This window comes from Pseudomonas sp. LAMO17WK12:I5 (assembly GCF_900215165.1).
In the GTDB taxonomy this organism is placed as follows: Bacteria; Pseudomonadota; Gammaproteobacteria; order Pseudomonadales; family Pseudomonadaceae; genus Aquipseudomonas; species Aquipseudomonas putida_A.
Genome location: NZ_OBDS01000007.1, coordinates 194,791 through 209,060, shown reverse-complemented (window position 1 = coordinate 209,060; position 14,270 = coordinate 194,791). Strand labels below are relative to the sequence as shown.

At 58.6% G+C, this 14,270-nt stretch carries 15 protein-coding genes; 8 read left to right on the top strand and 7 right to left on the bottom strand.

The features are described 5' to 3' along the window. Positions 1–77: 77 nt before the first annotated feature. Together CRO59_RS14240 and CRO59_RS28545 are read left to right on the top strand one after the other, a co-directional pair. On the top strand, positions 78–1,097 hold the full coding sequence (locus tag CRO59_RS14240) for a branched-chain amino acid aminotransferase (RefSeq protein WP_027613221.1): 1,020 nt from the start codon (positions 78–80) through the stop codon (positions 1,095–1,097). A 118-nt stretch (positions 1,098–1,215) separates the two neighbouring features. Then, entirely contained in the window at positions 1,216–2,292 is a 1,077-nt protein-coding gene (locus tag CRO59_RS28545) for a hypothetical protein (RefSeq protein ID WP_143503082.1), read from the top strand. 66 nt (positions 2,293–2,358) lie between these two features. Here CRO59_RS28545 and CRO59_RS14230 read toward each other — a convergent pair whose 3' ends face one another. The 3 genes from CRO59_RS14230 to CRO59_RS14220 all read right to left on the bottom strand — a co-directional run bounded on the left by CRO59_RS14230 (position 2,359) and on the right by CRO59_RS14220 (position 5,345). Beyond that, the gene (locus CRO59_RS14230) at positions 2,359–3,222 is read right to left on the bottom strand and encodes a TIGR03915 family putative DNA repair protein (RefSeq protein ID WP_096795900.1); all 864 of its coding nucleotides are present in this window, start codon (positions 3,220–3,222) and stop codon (positions 2,359–2,361) included. Next, entirely contained in the window at positions 3,219–4,439 is a 1,221-nt protein-coding gene (locus tag CRO59_RS14225; protein WP_027613224.1) for a putative DNA modification/repair radical SAM protein, read from the bottom strand. Before CRO59_RS14225 ends, CRO59_RS14230 begins: the two co-directional genes overlap by 4 nt. Before the next feature lie 150 nt (positions 4,440–4,589). After that, the gene (locus CRO59_RS14220; protein WP_097088022.1) at positions 4,590–5,345 is read right to left on the bottom strand and encodes a helix-turn-helix transcriptional regulator; all 756 of its coding nucleotides are present in this window, start codon (positions 5,343–5,345) and stop codon (positions 4,590–4,592) included. A gap of 78 nt (positions 5,346–5,423) precedes the next feature. Between CRO59_RS14220 and CRO59_RS14215 the strand changes: the two genes are divergently transcribed. The 3 genes from CRO59_RS14215 to CRO59_RS14205 all read left to right on the top strand — a co-directional run bounded on the left by CRO59_RS14215 (position 5,424) and on the right by CRO59_RS14205 (position 7,403). After that, positions 5,424–6,527, top strand: coding sequence for a cytochrome P450 (locus tag CRO59_RS14215; RefSeq protein ID WP_097088025.1), 1,104 nt, complete (start codon positions 5,424–5,426; stop codon positions 6,525–6,527). A gap of 237 nt (positions 6,528–6,764) precedes the next feature. Further along, positions 6,765–7,088: a type II toxin-antitoxin system RelE/ParE family toxin gene (locus tag CRO59_RS14210; RefSeq protein ID WP_027613227.1), complete on the top strand. Its 324-nt coding sequence runs from the start codon at positions 6,765–6,767 to the stop codon at positions 7,086–7,088. A gap of 3 nt (positions 7,089–7,091) precedes the next feature. Next, entirely contained in the window at positions 7,092–7,403 is a 312-nt protein-coding gene (locus tag CRO59_RS14205; protein ID WP_095139682.1) for a helix-turn-helix domain-containing protein, read from the top strand. Positions 7,404–7,453: 50 nt separating this feature from the next. Here the strand turns inward: CRO59_RS14205 and CRO59_RS14200 are convergent, their stop codons facing one another. The 3 genes from CRO59_RS14200 to CRO59_RS14190 form a co-directional block, all read right to left on the bottom strand. After that, on the bottom strand, positions 7,454–7,792 hold the full coding sequence (locus CRO59_RS14200; protein WP_097088027.1) for an FKBP-type peptidyl-prolyl cis-trans isomerase: 339 nt from the start codon (positions 7,790–7,792) through the stop codon (positions 7,454–7,456). Between the two features lie 99 nt (positions 7,793–7,891). Beyond that, entirely contained in the window at positions 7,892–8,356 is a 465-nt protein-coding gene (locus CRO59_RS14195; protein ID WP_097088029.1) for a hypothetical protein, read from the bottom strand. A 101-nt stretch (positions 8,357–8,457) separates the two neighbouring features. Further along, a complete protein-coding gene (locus CRO59_RS14190) occupies positions 8,458–8,766 on the bottom strand; it encodes an RcnB family protein (protein ID WP_027613230.1) in 309 nt (102 codons plus the stop codon). Between the two features lie 423 nt (positions 8,767–9,189). On the opposite strand from CRO59_RS14190, the gene CRO59_RS14185 reads away from it, so the two are divergent. Both CRO59_RS14185 and CRO59_RS14180 read left to right on the top strand, forming a co-directional pair. Continuing rightward, a complete protein-coding gene (locus CRO59_RS14185; RefSeq protein ID WP_097088030.1) occupies positions 9,190–10,482 on the top strand; it encodes an MFS transporter in 1,293 nt (430 codons plus the stop codon). Positions 10,483–10,494: 12 nt separating this feature from the next. Continuing rightward, positions 10,495–11,262 carry a substrate-binding domain-containing protein gene (locus CRO59_RS14180; RefSeq protein WP_097088032.1) on the top strand — a complete coding sequence of 256 codons (768 nt, stop codon included), beginning with the start codon at positions 10,495–10,497 and terminating at the stop codon, positions 11,260–11,262. On the opposite strand, the gene CRO59_RS14175 is transcribed toward CRO59_RS14180, so the two are convergent. Further along, a complete protein-coding gene (locus CRO59_RS14175) occupies positions 11,252–12,166 on the bottom strand; it encodes a LysR family transcriptional regulator (RefSeq protein WP_097088034.1) in 915 nt (304 codons plus the stop codon). The genes CRO59_RS14180 and CRO59_RS14175 overlap by 11 nt on opposite strands. A 251-nt stretch (positions 12,167–12,417) precedes the next feature. Here CRO59_RS14175 and CRO59_RS14170 point away from each other — a divergent pair, with 251 nt between their 5' ends. Next, entirely contained in the window at positions 12,418–14,226 is a 1,809-nt protein-coding gene (locus CRO59_RS14170; RefSeq protein ID WP_096795893.1) for a monovalent cation:proton antiporter-2 (CPA2) family protein, read from the top strand. Positions 14,227–14,270: the final 44 nt, after the last annotated feature.

Below are 14,270 nucleotides of genomic sequence, written 5' to 3'. Positions count from 1 at the left end.
AAGTATTGTTGTGCCCATCCAAAAAAACGTCAGAAGCCTTGAACCGTTTCGACGGTTGTTCAGTGATAGAGGGTGTCATGGGTAACGAGAGCATCAATTGGGACAAGCTGGGTTTTGACTACATCAAGACCGACAAACGCTATCTGTCGTACTTTCGCAATGGCGAGTGGGACAAAGGCACCCTGACCGAAGACAACGTGCTGCACATCAGCGAAGGCTCGACTGCCCTTCACTATGGCCAGCAGTGCTTCGAAGGCCTGAAGGCTTATCGTTGCAAGGACGGCTCGATCAACCTGTTCCGTCCTGACCAGAACGCCGCGCGCATGCAACGCAGCTGCGCTCGCCTGCTGATGCCGCACGTGTCGACCGAGCAGTTCATCGAAGCGTGCAAGGAAGTGGTTCGCGCCAACGAGCGCTTCATCCCGCCATACGGCACCGGCGGCGCGCTGTACCTGCGTCCGTTCGTGATCGGCGTGGGTGACAACATCGGCGTGCGTACCGCGCCGGAGTTCATCTTCTCGGTATTCGCGATCCCGGTCGGCGCCTACTTCAAGGGCGGCCTGACTCCGCACAACTTCCAGATCTCCAGCTTCGACCGCGCCGCCCCACAAGGCACTGGTGCGGCCAAGGTCGGTGGCAACTATGCCGCCAGCCTGATGCCGGGCTCCCAGGCCAAGAAAGCGCACTTCGCTGACGCCATCTACCTGGATCCGCTGACTCACAAGAAGATCGAGGAAGTCGGTTCGGCCAACTTCTTCGGTATCACCCACGACAACAAGTTCATCACCCCGAACTCGCCGTCCGTGCTGCCAGGCATCACCCGTCTGTCGCTGATCGAACTGGCGAAAACCCGTCTGGGTCTGGAAGTGATTGAAGGCGACGTGCTGATCGACAAACTGTCGGACTTCAAGGAAGCCGGCGCCTGCGGTACCGCGGCGGTGATCACCCCGATCGGCGGGATCAGTTACAACGACCACCTGCACGTGTTCCACAGCGAAACCGAAGTCGGCCCGGTCACCCAGAAGCTCTACAAAGAGCTGACTGGCGTACAGACCGGCGACATCGAAGCGCCAGCGGGCTGGATCGTCAAGGTTTGATCCTCTCGCGTTAATCGCTAGAAATGTGTGCCCCCTAAAGGGCACACATTTCTTCTGCACCCGTTTTACTCGCGATCAAGTAATGACTCGTGAAGTCCTCTTGCACGGAAGCCCCATCATGGAACGATACATCTTACCGAGTGTTGTAAATCGCGGCCTTCATCGTCTAGTTACGGGTTCATTGGGCTTTGGAAATCTTCTGCCACCTCAAGCAATTTGTTTGGGAACAGTACCTCAGAGCGAACAGATTCGTGAAGTTGCGGAGCTGCTCAGCCATGAACTAAAAATCCCACTCTCAGATGGCTTATTGAAAAAAATAGCGGGAATCCCGCCCTGCGCCTGCTACTTGCTGGGCGAATCCAGAGAGGCAAGCGAAGATTATTTATGGGGCCACAAAGCAACTAATAATGTTTTTATCAGAGGAATATTCTCTGCATTGGCATTTGCCGAGCTGGAATTTTGTGAGCGTGACTTACCTCAAAACTCACACGAGGAAAGGTTAACAGGGCATTTACTAAGCAAAATGTACTCCAGCGTACTTTTTTGCTCTGACTCGCTGACTTCATTTTCAAAAGAACTTTATGGCGAGGAGGTGCCCGTAAACGTCGCCTATCACGACCTTTCGGCAAACAATAGAGAAAAGGTAACAGGCAGTGACTTTGGCATCATTGTTCATACCAACCTACCTGGAGAGAGGGAGCGCGTACAGGCTGTGGCTTTTCAAGCAAAAAAACTTTATGACAAAAAGGCGTACTTGCCTATTGCACAAGCCTCCGCGCAGACCAACTACTTTGCCGACGGCGCTTATACCTGCCTGTATGATGTAAGTCAAAAAAAAGATCTTCTCAAACTCCCTCCTGCAATTCTCCAAACGAAACACGCTAGCCGAGCGCCTAAAACTCAACATAACTACGCGATAAATCGCAAAGACCTTCCGCCAGCGACAACCGCACTGTCGTTATTTTTGATAAAAATAATTCAAAACGAAAACATGAACATTGGGGCGAAAACCTTCAATTCTCTAGCGCAAGCAGCGGCATTTATGAGAGGAACGCCAGCCAGCAGAGAAACAAACGATATATCAAGAGTTCTTACCATCTCAATTGGACGGATGACAAACCAACAAGAGTTGAATAGCCTGACTGATCTTTTCCCGCCTACCCCTTCAGAAGAGCCACGCTTGAATGATCTCTGATCCTGACAGTTTTTTCAGGCTCTTAGTTTGTTCATGCTAATCGTGAGATTGACTGAGGCTAAACACTCATCCGGGACCTCGCTCCTCTAGCGACGAGCGAGTTTCAATGCTCTTTAGTACAACCCGCTTGCCTCCTCGCCCCGCAATACCGCTCGCCTGTCCGTTCTGCTGCTTGCCCGTGCGCGCCTGGGTAATCAGCCCGGGAATCAACTCCCCTTCCGGCAGATTCTTCCAGAACCGCACCGGCAAATGCCCTTGCATGACCTTCTCGTTCAACCGCGCCGGATTGAAGATGTGGCTGTAATAGGTCAGCCATAGCTCGCCATGCGGGTCATCGACGTTCTGCGCCAGTTGCTGCCATTCCACCGGGCACTGGCGCTGATGAATCAACTGTTCGCCATCGTAATAAACCCCGTCACGCGGCGTGGCGATCAACCAGCGATGCCGGCCCATGCGTCCGATGAAATGTTCGCTGGCACTGTGCAGGATGTCGTGGGCAGGTTCGTGCCACGCGACGTATTGCGGGCCTGGCTGATCCTGCGGGCGTTCGATGAAACGCACGAACGCATGCAAATGGTGGGCTTCGCGCTGCACCTGCTTGATCCGCCGCTGCAACTCGCTGCCAAGCTTGTCGCCGGCCATCATCGCCGTGCGGTCGCCATGGCTGACTCGCCACAGCACTTCATACAACAGACTCCAGCGCTGGTCGCCCCGGTAGCGCGCGGCTTGCTCCAGGGTATCGAGCAGTGCACGGGGGATACGTGCCTGAAACGGCCCCTGCCCCTCCGGTACCGAGACGTCACTGGCAAACAGATCGCTCACCCCTTCCGACGCCCAGCTCACCAGACTCGGGTCGACTTCATGGCTGAGCAGCCAGCGTGCCTGCTGGCGCCAGGTGTCGAACAGGTCGTCGCAATCGAGATTGATCATCCCCACAACCCCATCTGCTGCGGCTGCGGCCGGTCGCGCAGTTGCTGATAGAGCATGTGGCTGGTGACTTCGGCCTGTTGCGGGTGGTAGTCGCTGGTGATGATGAACGGCTTGGCCTTGGCCAGCACACAACGCATGCGCGCCACATCTTCGTAGCGGATGCGCCGTTGCTGGCGCAATTGCACCAGACGTTCGGTGGTACGCAGACCGATGCCGGGGATTCGTGCGATCAGCGACGGCTCGGCGCGATTCAGGTCCAGCGGAAACACCTCGCGATTCTGCAGCGCCCAAGCCAGTTTCGGGTCGATGTCCAGCGCTAGATTACCCGGGCCCTTGAGCAGCTCATCGGCGCTGTAGCCGTAACTGCGCAAGAGGAAATCGGCCTGATACAACCGGTGTTCGCGCATCAGCGGTGGCGCGGCCAGTGGCACGCTTTTCGGGCTGTCGGGAATCGGGCTGAAGGCCGAATAGTAGACGCGCCGCAAGCGGTAGTTGCCATACAGCGACTGAGCGCTGTGCAAAATCGTGCTGTCGTCGGTGTCATCCGCGCCGACGATCATTTGCGTACTTTGCCCGGCCGGGGCGAACTTCGCCGAACGCGGTTCGTTGAGCACCGTTTGTACGCCGGTGTAAATGGTGTTCATTGCCTGCTTGATCGAACCAATCTGCTTCTCCGGCGCCAGGGTTTGCAGACTGGCGTCGGTGGGCAGTTCGATATTGACGCTGAGGCGATCGGCGTAGCGCCCGGCCTCCTCGATCAATGCCGGATCGGCCTCGGGAATGGTCTTGAGGTGAATGTAGCCGCGAAACTCATGCTCTTCGCGTAACAGCTTCGCCACGCGCACCAGTTGTTCCATGGTGTAGTCCGCCGAGCGGATGATCCCCGAGCTGAGAAACAGCCCGCTGACGCAGTTGCGCCGGTAGAAATCCAGGGTCAGCGTCACCACTTCCTCGGGGGTGAAGCGTGCACGCGGCACATCGCTGGAGCGGCGGTTGACGCAATACTGGCAGTCGTAGAGACAGAAGTTGGTCAGGAGGATTTTCAGCAGCGACACGCAACGACCGTCCGGCGTGTAGCTGTGGCAGATGCCCATGCCATCGGTCGAGCCCAACCCACTCTTGCCTTCGGAGCTGCGCTTGGGCGCACCGCTGCTGGCGCAGGAGGCGTCGTACTTGGCGGCGTCGGCGAGAATGCTGAGCTTGTCGATGATTTGCATGGCGCGGGCTCTTTACTGTGTGGATATACAGTATAGGTCCGAGCACGGGGTTACAAGGTGCCAGAAGCGCACCTCGTCGGGCAGAAGCTCAAGATCAAAGGATCGCAGCCTTCGGCAGCTCCTACATTAATTCGCAACAGTCGACATTTTTCAAATGTGCACACTTCCTGTAGGAGCTGCCGCAGGCTGCGATCTTTTGATCTTCGCGTCTAAAGGCAACTCAAGACCAAACCGCATACCCATTTCCTTTCGCCCCGCCACGGTGAGCGCCAACGCCCGACTATCAAGATCCTGCGTCACCCACTTGCGTTTCAATGCCATCTGCAACAACGCCGCGCCCAACGAACCGCCCAGATGCGGCCGGCGCATGCTCCAGTCCAGGCACGGGCAAGCAAACTTGCGGCGCAAGGTACTCAAGTCCTGCACCTCAATTCCCAAGCTCGCAAACAACGCGTCGCCGGTGCCGCTCAAGCGATAAACCCGCTCGTCGGTTTCCACCAGCCACCCCGCCTCGAGCAAACGGTCGTGGAGCAACACCGCCAGCGTGCCGGCCATGTGGTCGTAGCAGGTGCGGGCGAATTGCAGGCGATCCGGGGTGTGCGGCTTGAAGCTAGGTGCGGCGTTCTGTCCGATCACCATCAACGCTTCCAGCGCCTGAGCCACGCGCTGATCGGCGAGGCTGTAATAACGATGGCGGCCCTGCACGTGCAGGCGCACCAGTGCCAGATCCTTGAGCTTGGCCAGATGTGCACTGGCGGTGGAGGCGCTGACTTCCGCCACGGCCGCTAATTCAGTGCTGGTGCGGGCGTGGCCGTCCATCAGCGAGCAGAGAATTTTCGTGCGTGCCGGTTCGGCGATGGCGGCCGCCACCTGCGAAACGCCGATGTCTTGATGTTCTGCGTGCATATTTCGCTCCCCGACGAATCGTCGTCGCTGCGGACTGAAGATACTCGCATCACTTTCCCGACGACAAGGCTGTGAACCATGGACCCGATCATCGCTGCGACGCATGCCGATCCCTACCCCTACTACGCCAAACTGCGCGCCGAGGGCGGACTGACCTTTGATCATGGATTGAAGCTGTGGGTCGCCAGCAGCGCCCGAGCGGTGCGTGCGGTGCTGACGCATGCCGATTGTCGGGTGCGACCGTTGCAGGAACCGGTGCCCAAGGCGATTGCCTCGGGGCTGGCCGGCAAGGTGTTCGGGCAGTTGATGCGGATGAACGATGGCGAACGTCAGCGCTGTCCGCGTGCGGCAATCGAGCCGTCACTGCAGTTGATAGATGAGGAGCAAGTACGCGCACTGGTGGCCGCGCGTTTGATTACAGCGGACGCCGACGGCTTATATAAGGCGATGTTTCGCGGCCCGGTGTGCGTGGTCGCGGCGCTGCTCGGCTTCTCCCCGGCGCAAGGCCGGGCAATCAGTGAGCTGACCGCGGATTTCGTCGCCTGCCTGTCGCCGCTGAGCAATGACCTGCAACTGGCGGCGGCGCATGCGGCGGCGGAGCAATTGCACGGCTATTTCATCGAGTTGCTGGCCGAAGCCGATAGCGAGTTGCTCAAGGCGATCGAGCAGCGATTTACAGGAGACGAAGAAACCCTGATCGCCAACCTGATCGGTCTCTGTTCGCAGACGTTCGAGGCCAGTGCGGGACTGATCGGCAATGCACTGATTGCGCTGCGACGTCAGCCCGAATTGCGCCATGCCTCAGTGGACGCACTGTTGGCCGAGGTTCAGCGCTTTGATCCGCCAGTGCAGAACACTCGGCGCTTTGTCGCGCAGACTTGCGAGATCGATGGCGTGCGGCTCGAGGCCGGAGAGGTGATTCTGGTACTGCTGGCCTCGGCCAACCGCGATCCATTGTTGAATGCAGAGCCCGAGCGGTTTCTGCTGGATCGTCCTGACCGGGGCAGTTTCAGCTTTGGCAGCGGCCGGCATCAGTGTCCGGGGCAGACGCTGGCGCTGAGCATTGCCGCTGCGACTGTCAGAGAAATCCTTGATCAGGGTGTGAATCTGCAACAACTGACGTGGCATTACCGCCCATCGCTCAATGGGCGGATTCCACTGTTCAGCGCGGCACAGCCTTAGGCACTGTGGCTCAGCGCTTGGGGTTGAGGCTCATGATACGCGTGCCCTGCTCTAATCCCCTGTAGAAGCAAACTGGCGATGTCGATACCGAATATCAGATAAAGAAAATCAAGCTTGATTTATATCGGTTTCGATATAGCCTGCTGATAGGTGACCTCTGCCACTCTTTGCAACACACCGCCGCAACGCATTTTCGTCGGAGCCATTACGCTTATCCTTTCAACAAAGGAGAAGTCGATGCCAAGACACAAGGATGTGGTGTTTGTCGCAAGTGCACTCAAGGATCTGAGAGCTTTTCCTTTGGATGCTCGCAGAGCTGCGGGATTTCAATTGGATCTGTTGCAACAGGGCGACGAGCCTTTTGATTGGCGCCCCATGAAAACCGTAGGACGGGGTGTCAATGAAATCAGAATCACCGAAGACTCAGGAGCGTTTCGAGTGTTTTATGTGGTCAATCGGCCTGACGCGATTTATGTGCTGCACGCCATGCAAAAGACCACTCGCAAAACTGAAACGCGAGATATAGAACTGGCACGCGCCAGATACCAGGAAATAGGTTAAGCCATGAAGGATCATCAACACCCTTCCCAGCATTTCTCAAGCATCTGGGACGCGCTGGAAGACACGCCGCAGGACGCGGCCAACATGCGCCTGCGGGCCAAACTCATGCGCACGCTTTGCGAGACGGTTCGTGCCTGGGAGCTTCCTCAGAAGGAAGCCGCCAAGCGCTTGGGGATTACTCAGCCACGCCTCAATGACGTACTCAACGGTAAAATCGACAAATTTTCTCTGGATGCGCTGGTCAATCTGTCGGCCGCAGCGAAACTGGAAGTAGACATCTGTTTCCCCCAGGCCGCACCGCTGCACTGGGCTTGAAGGCAGCTCGGATTCTTAGGCCAAGAGGCGATGTCGTTACTGCATCCGCCTCAATCCTCCCGCGTCAAAACCTCCAACAATTCAATCTCAAACACCAGATTCGAATTCGGCGGAATCTTGCCCATCGTCCGCTCGCCGTACCCCAAATGCGCCGGCACCAGCAGTCTGCGCTTGCCGCCCACTTGCATGCCCATCAGCCCCTGATCCCAACCCTTGATCACCCGGCCCGTGCCAATCACGCACTGGAAAGGTTTGCCACGGCTGTGAGAAGAATCGAACTCGCTGCCGTCTTCCAGCCAGCCGGTGTAATGGGTGGTAATCAGCGCGCCTTTGACGGCAACCTTGCCCTCGCCCACCTGAAGATCGATTACCTGCAATTCATCATTCATGACATTCACTCAATTGCTTAACTGGCGGGCGTTTTCCCAGAAATGGCAGCTGTTCGCAACTCATTAACCAATGATTGGCGGTTTATCGAGTGGAAACACTCAATCAGGAGGCAAGCCAAACACAACGCCATTGAAAGTATGGGTGCAACACTGGCAATGGGGTTTCATCTCCTCGGCCTTCAAGTCCGGGTTGACGATTTGCAGACGCTTTTGCTCATCGACGTACAGGCCATTGAAGTAGCTCGACTCACCCAGTCGCACAATGTCCTCGCGATCATCTTCATGGATGGACACCATCCAGAACACTGGCTCCGGACGATCAAGGCGCGCCAGCGCCTCACTGTAAATCTCATCCCAGTTACCTCCGACGCGAGATAACAGAAAGCGAAATAATGGCGTGTAATCGTAGCCGTGATGCTTGATTCCATGCATCGAACCCCGCGTCGCCTCGCTACGCCTCTCGGCTTTGGTATTACGCTCATACCGATAGTGACTGCCCTGATTGCTGCGCCAGACGTTGTGAGCAGTGGTATTTACTTTGCGATAAAGCGGTTTCTTTTCCAACGATTGCTCCTGACATCCAGTCACTCGAAACGCCCGTCGCGTTTTACCCGAATGGCGCCCGAATGCAATCGACCGTCCATGGCCAATTGTTACCGAAGTGCTTAACGCTCGACAGGTTGCATCTCGACAATGGTGCCATTGGTGATCATGACCATCACGTACTTGTCATTGATCTGCACCCACTGCGCCTGATCGACCGGTGCTTTCAAGCCTTTCTGTTTCCAGTTTTTCAACGCTTTGTCGCTGCGCTGATAAATGTCTGGAGCCCGGTCGTTGACCTTCAATTCGCGGTCGCTGGTCGGCGACTGGACCGTGGGTTCGCTTGAGGTTTGCGCCGCTTGAACAAGTGGGCTGATCCCGGCAATGCCGGCGACCAGGGCCAGGCTGGCGATTAGGGTTTTGCTGTTCATCGGTGAACCTCCTTCAGATGTGTGATACCTGAACTCCGACTGCGGAGGACTGGAATCATTCCTTGTTTTTGCGTGGACTGGCCAGGGATTGTAGTTGCCTGTGAGGCCGCTATCGCTGGCAAGTCAGCTCCCACAGGTTTGCTTGGTGTTGCAGGGACAGCGGGTACACCGCAAAAACTGTGGGAGCTGGCTTGCCAGCGATGACATCGGTACATGCAGCATCTTCATTACCTGAACCACCGCTTTCGCGAGCAGGCTCGCTCCCACAGGAAGTGGTGTTTCAGGGAATTGATCCGTTTTGCACATCAATCCATGCCAACAATGCAATTAACATCCTGTTACAGCTGCGCGACCATCCGCCGCAATAACAACCGTGCGCCGCTTCCACGTCGCGCACGTCATAAAAGCGGTGGAGATTTTTCTATGACAGCCTCAATCCCACACGGCGGCTCGCGGGCCGGCGCCATTTTCCGGGTCACCTCGGGCAACTTCCTCGAACAGTTCGACTTCTTTCTGTTCGGCTTCTACGCCACGCAGATTGCGGCGGTGTTCTTCCCGGCGAGCAGTGAGTTCGCTTCCCTGATGATGACCTTTGCCGTATTCGGCGCAGGCTTTCTGATGCGTCCACTGGGCGCCATCGTGCTGGGTGCGTACATCGATGACGTCGGTCGGCGCAAAGGGTTGATCGTCACCCTGTCGATCATGGCCAGCGGCACGATCCTGATTGTGCTGGTGCCCGGATACGAGACCATCGGTCTGTTTGCGCCAGCGCTGGTGTTGATCGGACGGCTGTTGCAGGGCTTCTCCGCCGGTGCGGAACTGGGCGGTGTTTCGGTGTACTTGTCGGAAATCGCCCCCCCTGGCCGCAAGGGCTTTTTCACCGCTTGGCAGTCCGCCAGTCAGCAAGTGGCGATCATCGTCGCGGCAGCCTTGGGCTATGCGCTGAACGCGTGGATGGCGCCGGATGTGGTTGCCGATTGGGGCTGGCGCATTCCGTTTTTCGTCGGTTGCATGATCGTGCCCTTCATCTTTTTCCTGCGGCGTAACCTGGCGGAAACTGAAGAGTTCGCCGCACGCAAACACCGCCCGAGCATGAAGGAAGTGTTCCGCACGCTTGGCCAGAACTGGGGCGTGGTGCTCGGTGGCATGTTGATGGTCGCGCTGACCACCACCGCGTTCTACCTGATCACCGTGTACGCGCCGACCTTCGGCAAGACCGTGCTGCACCTGAGCACTTCCGATGCGTTGCTGGTGACCTTGCTGGTTGGCGTGTCGAACTTCTTCTGGCTGCCGATTGGCGGCATGTTGTCCGACCGTGTCGGCCGGCGCCCGGTGCTGATCGCCATGGCGCTGCTGGCACTGGCCACCACCTATCCGGCCCTGTCGTACCTGGTGCAGGCGCCGAGCTTCAGTCACATGTTGCTGTCGCTGCTGTGGCTGTCGTTCATCTACGGCATGTACAACGGCGCGATGATTCCGGCGCTGACCGAGATCATGCCGGTGGAAGTGCGAGTAGCCGGTTTCTCCCTCGCCTACAGCCTGGCGACCGCGATTTTTGGCGGTTTCACCCCGGCGATGTCGACCTTCCTGATCCAGTACACCGGCGACAAAGCGGCGCCGGGTTACTGGATGAGCGTCGGCGCACTGTGCGCGTTGTGCGCCACGTTGTACCTCTATCGCCGCGCAGGCGGCCGTTTGCAACCGGTTGCCGCATAAGGAGCAATCACCTTGAAAAAACTGATCAATCTCAGCGCCATCGCCCTCTTCGCTTTCAGCGCCCTGGCCCATGCTGAACAGCTGAACGTGATGACGTCGGGCGGCTTCACCGCCGCCTACAAAATCCTCGGCCCGAAATTCGCGGCCGCCACCGGCAACACCCTCGATACCCAGCTCGGTCCGTCGATGGGCAAAGCCCCGGAAGCAATCCCCAACCGCCTCGCTCGCGGTGAGCACGCCGACGTGGTGATCATGGTCGGCTACGCCCTCGATGACCTGATCAAACAGGGCAAGGTCGATCCGGTCTCGCGGGTCGAACTGGCGGATTCGCGGATCGGTCTGGTGGTACGTGAAGGCGCGCCGAAGCCGGACATCAGCAGCGTCGAAAGCCTGAAGAAAACCCTGCTCGACGCAAAATCGGTGGCCTACTCCGACAGCGCCAGCGGCGTGTACATCGAGAAGGAGTTGTTCAACAAACTCGGCGTTGAAGATCAACTGAAACCGAAAGCGAAAATGGTCCCAAAAGTCCCGGTCGGCTCGGTGGTTGCCACCGGCGATTATCAACTGGGCTTCCAGCAGGTCAGCGAATTGCTGCCGGTGCCGGGGGTGACGTTTGTCGGGAAGATTCCGGAGTCGGTGCAGTCGGTGACGCGCTTCGCCGCCGGCATCCCGGTCGGCGCGCAGCATCCAAAAGAGGCCAAGGCCCTGCTCGACTATCTTGCCGCGCCTGCCGCCCAGGCTGACGTGCAAGCCACCGGGCTGGATTCGGTCAAGCGCTAAGCGTTGGTGGCTGGACTTTCATTTCCACTACCAGCCGCTCCAGTTCCAATGCCGCCGGGGTCAACGTGCGACCCCGGCGCTTGAGGATGCCGACACTGCGCATCACTTGCGGATCTGTCAGCGGCACCCGCGTCAGGATCGGATGATCCGGCCCGGGCATCGCCATCAGCGGCACCGCCGCCACCCCCAGCCCCGCCTCCACCAGACCAATCATGGTCGTCACATGCCGCGTCTCGCAGATGCTCGGGCGCTGCGGCACCACGCTGCTCAAGGCCTGATCGAGCAGAAAACGGTTGCCCGACGTCTTGTCCAGCGAGATGTAATCCTGCTGATAGAACTCGTCCCAGGTCACGCTGCTGCGTCCGGCCAACGGGTGATCGCGCCGGCAAGCGACGACATAGCACTCCTGCACAAGCGGTTCGAAATCGACCTTGGCATCCTGCGTGCCCAGAAAACTCAACCCGAAATCCGCCTCGCCGTTGACCACTGCGCTCAACACGTCGTGGGCGCTGGAGTCGAGGACTTTGACCTTGATTCGCGGAAACTGCTGGTGATAGCGAGCGACCACCCGCGGCATGAAGTAGTACGCCGCCGAGGGTACGCAAGCCACGGTGACATGACCGAGTCGGGTCGATGCGACTTCACTGATGCCCAGCAGCGCCACGTCCAGATCATCCAGCAAACGCTCGACGCTGGGCATGAAGCCACGCCCGGCCTGGGTCAGGCTGACTTTGCGCGTGGTGCGCTCGAACAGCTTTACGCCGAGGGCGTCTTCAAGCTTCTCGATGCGTCGGCTCAGGGCCGGTTGTGACAGGCGCACGGTGTCGGCGGCCTTGCGAAAACTGCCCTGCTCGACCACGGCGCGAAAGGCTTGCAGGTCGTTGAGGTCGAAGTTGATGGCCATGGCGGACTCGAAAAGATTGATTCGTGAAGGCTATCAATGTAACCAAATGATGCAATTTATTACAGATTTGATGATATCGCCCATGTGGGAGCGGGTGTGCTCGCGAATGCGGTGTCACAGTCGCCATCAACATCGACTGAACCAGCGCTTTCGCGAGCAAGCCCGCTCCCACAGGGTTTTGTGGTGGATTGACGAGCGGCGCAGCCCTTATCCTTGTCACCCCCCGCCGTACCGCTGTCAGGAGTCAACCCATGCCCCATGAAGGCAACCTGTTACAAGCCGCTGTCGTGTTTCTCTTCGCAGCCGTGCTCACCGTGCCACTGGCCAAGCGTCTGCAACTGGGCGCGGTGCTCGGTTATCTGTTGGCGGGGGTGATCATCGGCCCGTCGGTGCTCGGCCTGATTGGCAATCCGCAGAGCGTTGCGCATATCTCGGAACTGGGCGTGGTGTTGCTGTTGTTCATCATCGGCCTTGAGCTGTCACCCCGTCGCTTGTGGGTGATGCGCAAGTCGGTGTTCGGCGTAGGTCTGGCGCAGGTGCTGCTGACGGCGGCAGTGATCGGCGTGCTGGCGTTGTACGTGTTCGGTCAGCCGCTGAACAGTGCGATTGTGCTCGGCCTTGGTCTGGCGCTGTCGTCCACCGCATTCGGCCTGCAAAGCCTGGCCGAGCGCAAGGAGCTGACCAGCCCCCACGGGCGACTGGCGTTTGCGATTCTGCTGTTTCAGGACATCGCCGCGATCCCGTTGATCGCGCTGGTGCCGATGCTCGCCGGCAGCGCCCACGCCAGCAGCAACGCGGAAAGCCTGAACCACGGTTTGCAAGTGCTCGGCGGGATCGCCGTGGTGGTAGTCGGTGGACGTTATCTGCTACGCCCGGTATTTCGCGTAGTGGCGAAAACCGGTCTGCCGGAGGTCTCTACCGCCACCGCATTGTTGGTGGTGATCGGTACGGCGTGGCTGATGGATCTGGTCGGCGTGTCGATGGCGCTCGGGGCTTTCCTCGCCGGCCTGCTGCTGGCGGACTCGGAGTATCGCCATGAACTGGAAGCGCAGATCGAGCCGTTCAAAGGCCTGCTGCTCGGGCTGTTTTTCATAAGCGTCGGCATGGGCGCCAACCTGAGTCTGCTGCTGAGTGCGCCGATCACCGTGCTGGGCCTGACGCTGCTGCTGATCGGCTTGAAGTTGCCGCTGCTGTTTGTGGTCGGGCGTCTGGCCGGTGGGCTGACCAAAGTCAGTGCGATTCGCTTGGGTATCGTGCTCGCCGCCGGCGGTGAATTTGCCTTTGTGGTGTTCAAGATCGGGCGCGATCAGGGTCTGTTCGAACCGCGCCTGTATGACTTGCTGGTACTGACCATCACTCTGTCGATGGCCTTGACGCCGTTGCTGCTGTTGATCTGTGCACGATTGGTCAGCCCGAAAGTGCAGCCAGTGGAGGTGCCGGAGAAATTCCGCGAAATCGACACCGAGGCACCGCGCGTGGTGATTGCCGGCATGGGCCGGATGGGCCAGATCGTGGCGCGGATTCTGCGGGCGCAGAACATCAAGTTCGTGGCGTTGGACACCTCGGTGGAAACCATCGAACTGTCGCGCAGTTTTGGCGGTGTGCCGGTGTTCTACGGCGACCCGATGCGCCCAGAAATCCTTAACGCGGCGAAAGTCGGTGAGGCGGAGTATTTCGTGATTGCCACGGACGATCCGGAGACCAACATCAAGACCGCCGAGATCGTGCGCAAGCTGTATCCGCACATGAAGATCATCGCTCGCGCACGTAACCGTCAGCACGTGCACCGCCTGGTCGATGTCGGCGCCGAAGCGATTCGCGAGACCTATTACTCCAGTCTGGAAATGAGCCGCCGCACCCTGGTCGGCCTCGGTCTGACCCAGGCCCAGGCCGATGCGCGGATCAAGCGTTTCAAACACCATGACGAACAGGTGCTGGAAGCCCAGCACGCGGTCTACGACGACGCGGCCAAAGTCCTGCAAACCGCCCAGGAAGCCCGAGCGGAACTGGCGCGGTTGTTCGAGTCGGATCAACTGGAAGAGGAAGCGCGCAAGGTCTGATCTCCTTGCACAGATCCACGCTTCAGGCCTACAGCACTGACGCC

Coding starts and splice junctions, on each gene's coding strand:
- CRO59_RS14225 (WP_027613224.1), bottom strand. CDS start 4,439: ATGCAAATCATCGACAAGCTCAGCATTCTCGCCGACGCCGCCAAGTAC.
- CRO59_RS14185 (WP_097088030.1), top strand. CDS start 9,190: ATGACAGCCTCAATCCCACACGGCGGCTCGCGGGCCGGCGCCATTTTC.
- CRO59_RS14175 (WP_097088034.1), bottom strand. CDS start 12,166: ATGGCCATCAACTTCGACCTCAACGACCTGCAAGCCTTTCGCGCCGTG.
- CRO59_RS14205 (WP_095139682.1), top strand. CDS start 7,092: ATGAAGGATCATCAACACCCTTCCCAGCATTTCTCAAGCATCTGGGAC.
- CRO59_RS14230 (WP_096795900.1), bottom strand. CDS start 3,222: ATGATCAATCTCGATTGCGACGACCTGTTCGACACCTGGCGCCAGCAG.
- CRO59_RS14220 (WP_097088022.1), bottom strand. CDS start 5,345: ATGCACGCAGAACATCAAGACATCGGCGTTTCGCAGGTGGCGGCCGCC.
- CRO59_RS14170 (WP_096795893.1), top strand. CDS start 12,418: ATGCCCCATGAAGGCAACCTGTTACAAGCCGCTGTCGTGTTTCTCTTC.
- CRO59_RS14215 (WP_097088025.1), top strand. CDS start 5,424: ATGGACCCGATCATCGCTGCGACGCATGCCGATCCCTACCCCTACTAC.
- CRO59_RS14210 (WP_027613227.1), top strand. CDS start 6,765: ATGCCAAGACACAAGGATGTGGTGTTTGTCGCAAGTGCACTCAAGGAT.
- CRO59_RS14240 (WP_027613221.1), top strand. CDS start 78: ATGGGTAACGAGAGCATCAATTGGGACAAGCTGGGTTTTGACTACATC.
- CRO59_RS14200 (WP_097088027.1), bottom strand. CDS start 7,792: ATGAATGATGAATTGCAGGTAATCGATCTTCAGGTGGGCGAGGGCAAG.
- CRO59_RS14190 (WP_027613230.1), bottom strand. CDS start 8,766: ATGAACAGCAAAACCCTAATCGCCAGCCTGGCCCTGGTCGCCGGCATT.
- CRO59_RS28545 (WP_143503082.1), top strand. CDS start 1,216: ATGGAACGATACATCTTACCGAGTGTTGTAAATCGCGGCCTTCATCGT.